Source organism: Myxococcus llanfairpwllgwyngyllgogerychwyrndrobwllllantysiliogogogochensis, from assembly GCF_006636215.1.
Classification (GTDB): Bacteria; Myxococcota; Myxococcia; order Myxococcales; family Myxococcaceae; genus Myxococcus; species Myxococcus llanfairpwllgwyngyllgogerychwyrndrobwllllantysiliogogogochensis.
Map to the genome: position 1 here is coordinate 1 of NZ_VIFM01000437.1, position 5,379 is coordinate 5,379.

3 protein-coding genes are annotated in these 5,379 nt (G+C 70.1%); all 3 read right to left on the reverse strand.

What is annotated here, in order from left to right:
* Positions 1 to 379: DUF1622 domain-containing protein (locus FJV41_RS47760; RefSeq protein ID WP_141649290.1), on the reverse strand; the 379-nt coding region annotated here is incomplete at its 3' end.
* A gap of 134 nt (positions 380 to 513) precedes the next feature.
* Positions 514 to 2,268, reverse strand: coding sequence for a peptidase MA family metallohydrolase (locus FJV41_RS47765; protein WP_141649291.1), 1,755 nt, complete (start codon positions 2,266 to 2,268; stop codon positions 514 to 516).
* An 11-nt stretch (positions 2,269 to 2,279) separates the two neighbouring features.
* A partial coding sequence (locus FJV41_RS47770; protein ID WP_246137882.1) for a DUF4175 family protein occupies positions 2,280 to 5,379 on the reverse strand: 3,100 nt, incomplete at its 5' end.

A 5,379-nucleotide genomic window follows, 5' to 3' on the forward strand; every position in this document is an offset into this window, starting at 1 on the left:
GTGGTGGGCGGGGAGGGGATGCGGTGGGACGCGCGTGTTCGCGCTCGGGCTGCCAGGGCCAGCGGCCCTCGAGCTCCACCGTCAGGGTGAAGCTGAGGAACGTCCGCACCAGGACGATGAGGCCCAGCACCAGGACATCGCGCAAGGTGGGCTCGTTGCTCACGGTGCGCAGGATGTCGGCGGCGACCAGGAACTCGAGGCCGAGCAGGATGGCGCGGCCCAGGTTCAGCCGGAAGAGGCGATAGGCCTCGGCGGGCGGGAGCCCCCGGTGCCGGAACATCATCGCGAAGAGGGCGATCAACGCGCCCAGGACCATGGCGCCGCCGCCCGCGGCTTCCATCAACCGGGCGGACAGCGAGACCAGCGGCCGGATGTCCATGACGACGCCTCCCCGGCTGAACCTGGACACTGCGAGGGCGGGCCTTCAGTGGCGGGCAGGCCCCTGCCTGTCGGCTCGCTCGCTCCAGGCTCCACGGTGAGGACGGGCGCGCGCCCTGCTTTCCGTGTCGCGCCTCAGCGCCCCGCGTCCGTCGGTCCCGTGGCGGGCGCGGCGGGCTTGCTCGGGGCGCCTCCGGTGGCGGGGACGTTGGTCTCCGACAGCACGCCCTCTTCGCGCAGGAACTGCTGCGCCAACTGGTCGACCTCGGCGGGCTCCAGGCCGGTGAGCACCACCGTCGCCGCCTTCGCGCGGGTCGCCAGCGCCGTCTCGCCCAGCGCGCCGTGGATGCGCGTCAGCGCCACGTGGATTTCGGGGTCGAACGGGTCCGAGGCGAGCGCCTCCAGATAGGCCGTCTTCGACTTCGGGTAGTCCTTGCGGTGCAGGAGGATGCGGCCCAGGTGCACGTTGGTGGCGGGAGAGCCCGGGTGTACGCGCAGGCTGCCGCGCAGCACGGACTCCGCTTCATCCAGCCGCTTCAACTCCAGGAGCGCCAGCGCGTACTTGTTGGAGACGGACTCGTACTTGTCGCCCACCAGCTTGTGCGCCTTGGCGTACTCCTCGGCGGCGGCCTTCACGCGGTTGCGCTCGCGCAAGAGTTCACCCAGGTGCGCGAACTTGCGCGCCGGCACCTCCGCCACCTCGTTGAAGTCGCCGAAGGAGATTTCACGGCCCTTCTTCTCGCCGTCCTCCTTCGACTTGTTCTTCGCGTCCTCCTTCAGCACCACGCGGTCGTCGCGCGGCACCAGCTCCGAGGGGAAGGGCTGCTTCTTGATGTGCGAAAGCCACGTCTTCTCGAAGAGGGCGAAGGGCATGCCCATGGCCGCCTCCACCGCCTTCTTGTCCGTCTGCCCGGCCTTCAGCTCGTGGACGACGGCGCGCAGCCCGGCCGCGCCCTTGGACTGGTGCACGTAGTCGATGGCGTAGAACACCTCCGCGAACGCGGTGGCCGCGTCCTCCGCGGTGGGCAACAGCGCGATGGACGGGTGCATCTTCTCGAACGGGATGAGCGTGTCCGCCTTCACGCGCTTGCCCAGGAGCGCCTGCGTGGACGGCGTCATCGCCAGTCCCGCCTTGCCGCGCCAGCGCGACTCCAGGAACTTGGCCAGGCCCTCGTGCAGCCAGATGGGCACCGTGTTGCGGCTCATCTGACTGACGACCAGGTGGATGTACTCGTGCGCCAGCGTGTCCTGCCAGTCGTAGCCCTGCGCCACGGCCTTGGGACTGGTCACCATCAGCTTGTTGAACTTGCAGATGGCGATGGTGCCGGTGGTGCGAATCTGCTTCTCGGTGAGCGTGCTCACCTTGGACAGCTCGCGCGCGTTGTTCACCACCTCGACGCGAATCTTCCCGCCCGGCGGCGTCCAGCCCAGGTCCTCCGCCATGGCCCGGTGGATGGCCTCCAGCGTCTCCAGCGCGTAGGGCACCAGCACCGCTTCCTTGCCCTTCGGGTAGAAGAAGATGAAGTGCTCGCTCTCCGCGCGCTCGTGGCTCTTGACGATGTCGCGCGTGTCCTTGGCCAGCCGCAGGTAGCTGCCCGGCTTGTCCTCGATGTTGGCGCCTTCCAGCAGCCCCACCGCGTCGTCGTAGCGGCCCTCCTCGAAGGCCACGCGGCCCTGGTAGTACTTCAAGGGCTCCACGTCGGAGGGAATCAGCTGCTCCACCGCTGCCAGCTCGCGCTTCGCCCCGGGCACGTCCCAGTCGTCCAGGCCCTGCTCCACCTGGCCCAGGCGCGTCTTCACCTCGTCCTTGAGGGAGGACGCGTCCTGCGCGACGGCGGGCGTGGCCACGCCCAGTCCCAGGGCCAGCGCGAGGGCCACCCAGCGATTCATCCGGCGGTCTCTCACTTCACCAGCTCCTCGTAGTAGCGCTTCACCTGCTCGCGGTACTTCTCCGGCGCGCCCTGCTTCATCGCGTCCAGCAAGTCCTTGCGGAACTCCTTGGGGGCCTGGAACGCGTCCTCGTCGGGCAGCTCCACCTCGTCCTTCGGGTCCCTGCCGGAGTTGCCCTGCTTGCGCCCGCTCATCCCACCGGGAAGCGGCAGCCCGCCCTTGCGGCCCTTCTGGCCCTGCTGCATCTGCTGCTGGAACTGGCGCAGGCCCTCCAGCGCGGCCTGCTGCTCGCCGTAGCCCCGGCCCGGGTCCTTGCCCTGCATCCGCTGCGCGGCCTCGCCCATGCGCTGGCCCACGCCCTCCATCTGCTGCGCGGCCTCCTCGCCGAACAGCGGCGCCGTCTGCTCCATCTCCTCCATCTGCTGGCGCAGGTTCTGCGCGCGCTGCTCCAACTGCTGCTGCTGCTCGGAGAGCTGCTGGAGCTGCTGCTTCTCCTGCTGGGAGAGCTGCGAGCCGGGGGGAGGGAAGAGCGACTGGAGCTGCTTGTTCACGTCCTGCACGTTGCGCGCGTCACGGTCCAGGCGCTGGGCCAGCTCCGAGGACTGCTGCCGCACCTCGGGCGGGTTGCCGAACATCTCGTCGAGCTGCTTCTGCTGCTCACCCATGCCGGCCAGCTGCCGGGCCGCGTCCTCGGCCCGGGCGGCGGCCTCCGCGGCCAGGTCGAAGTCGTTCACCTTCAGCGCGCTCTCCACGTTGCGCAGCTCCGACTGGGCCTCTTCCAGCGGCCGGGCGGCGCGGCTGTTGAGGTGCTCCGGGTTGAGCTTGTCGTAGCTCTGCTGGGCCTGCTGCACCTTGCGCATCAGGTCGTTCTTGATGGACTCGCCGCGCTCGGAGAGCCGCTCCTTGTTCTGCGCGCGGGCCTGGTCTCGCAGCTGTCGCGTCTGCTCGGCCACGCGCTGCTGCTCGTCCACGGTGCCCTTGAGGTCCTCCATGAACTTGCCGAACTTCTCCGCGAGCTCAGGGTACTGCTCGCCGCCGAACTCCTCGTTGGCTTCGTCCAGGCCCTTGAGCATCTCGTCCATCTGCATGCCCAGCTCTTGAAGCTTCGCGAGCGCCTCGTCCGTCTTGCCCTCGCGCATCAGCTTCTCCACCTCGTCCAGGGCGCTCTGCATGTCCTGGTCCTTCATCATCTCGGACAGGGCCTCGGCGTTGAGGTGCTCGTCGCGGATGCCCTTGCGCATCTCCGCCATGCGCTGCATCAGCTCCTGGATGCGCGCCTTGAGCTGCTGAATCTGCTCCATCACCGCCTGGCGCGCGGCCTCGTCGGGGTTGGCCTTGAACTGCTCAATCAGGCGCGACAGCTCTCGGCGCTCGCCGGCCAACTGCTTGCCCATCTCCTGGAGCGCCTCCAGCTTCTGCCGGTCCAGCAGCGCCTCCAGGTAGAGGATGTCCTTCTCCAGCTCCGCGATTTCCTCCGTCACCACGCCGGACAGGCGGTTGCCGGTGCCCCAGTCCTCGCCCCGCGCGCGCTGGGTGCGCAGGTAGAGGCGGCGGAAGTCCGCGGTGCCGTTGATGTGGCTGCCCAGGGACTCGGAGATGTTGGCGAGCGCGGAGACCAGCTCGGTGGGCACGTCGCGCTCGCGCGACAGCGTCTGCGCCAGGGTGCGCATGTCGGTGATGAGCTGCTGGCCACTGGTGTCCACGGACGCGGCGGTGGCGATGGCCTGGGCGTCCTTCTGCTTGTCGCGGTCCGGGCCCTCCAGCCGGTCCGCCAGGTGGTCCACCATGCGGCCCCACAGCTGCTCGGCCTTCTCCAGCGCGGCGCGGTGGTGCTCGGCGGCGGAGTAGATGCGCAGCACCTGCGTGCGGCTGACGCCCTTCTTGGGGCCGTCCACCGCGTCGTTGTCCTGCGCCTCCACGAAGTAGGTAATCCGGTCGCCGGCGTCCATCTTGAGCGAGCCCAAATCCCAGGTGTACGTGTCGCGGCTGCGCCGGCCGTCCTCGCGGCGCAGCGGCACGCGCGTGTCCTTCTGCGCGCCGGGCGTGCGGAAGACGAGCGACAGGCCGGACAGGCCGTAGTCGTCGGTGGCTTCGTACTTGAGCGTCACCTTCTGGTTGGGGTCGACCTCCAGCTCCGCGGCGGGCGTCATCAGCGTCACCTGGGGCGCCTTGTCCGCCTCCACGGTGAGGGGGATGTCGGGGCCCACCGCCAGGGGCTTCTCGCGCCGGGCGTAGAAGACGAAGTGGTAGTGGCCGGTCTGCTTCGCGATGAAGGTGCCTTCCAAATCGCGGTTGCCGGTCACCTTGAGCGGTACCGACTCGGTGTTGATGACCAGCTCCGCGCGCTCCACGGGGCGGTCCGAGCGCGTCTTGATGAGAATCTCGGTGCCGGCCGGGGCGCTCACGGCGCCGTCGGTGCCGGGCACGGTGCGCTGGGACAGGCCGGTGTACGCGGGGTAGCGGTACGTCAGCTCGATGTCGCCGGTGATGGGTTCGACCTGCGTCGGGGCCTCCGGAGCGCGCGCCACCTCGAGGATGCGCTTCAGGCCCGCGGCCCACTTCTCACCGAACAGCCCCAACACCAGCGCGAGCACCAGCAGCACGCCGCACGCGGCCAGGGCGCTGCGCTGCACGGGGCGTCCGTCGACGATGGAGCGCACGTCCACGGTGCGCACCCGCGTGTCCATCTGCGCGAGGAAGGCCTCCGCCAGCTCCGGCGAGCCGTTGGCGTGTCCGCCCTGCTCGCGCCGCAGCTCCACCGCGGCCAGCACGTCCAGCGACAGCTCCGGCCGGCGCTGGCCCACCAGTCGGGCGGTGAGCAGGTCGTCGCCCACCCGTCGCCGCGCGAGCCACAGGCCGAAGACACACGCCACCGCGGCGCCCACGGGCACGGCCATGCCGAGCAGCGACCCGCCCAGGCGCGGGGCCACGAGTCCCAGCAGGCCGCCCCCCACCCACAGGAGGCAGGCGGCCATGAAGCCCAGCGCGAGGCCCTGGAGCCACAGGTACCGGCGCTGCCGGGTGCGCACGGCGGAGAGCAGGGCTTCCACGCCACGGCCCCGCGAGGACCTGCCCACCAGGGTGGGCGAGGCCGGAGGCGGAGGTGGCGGG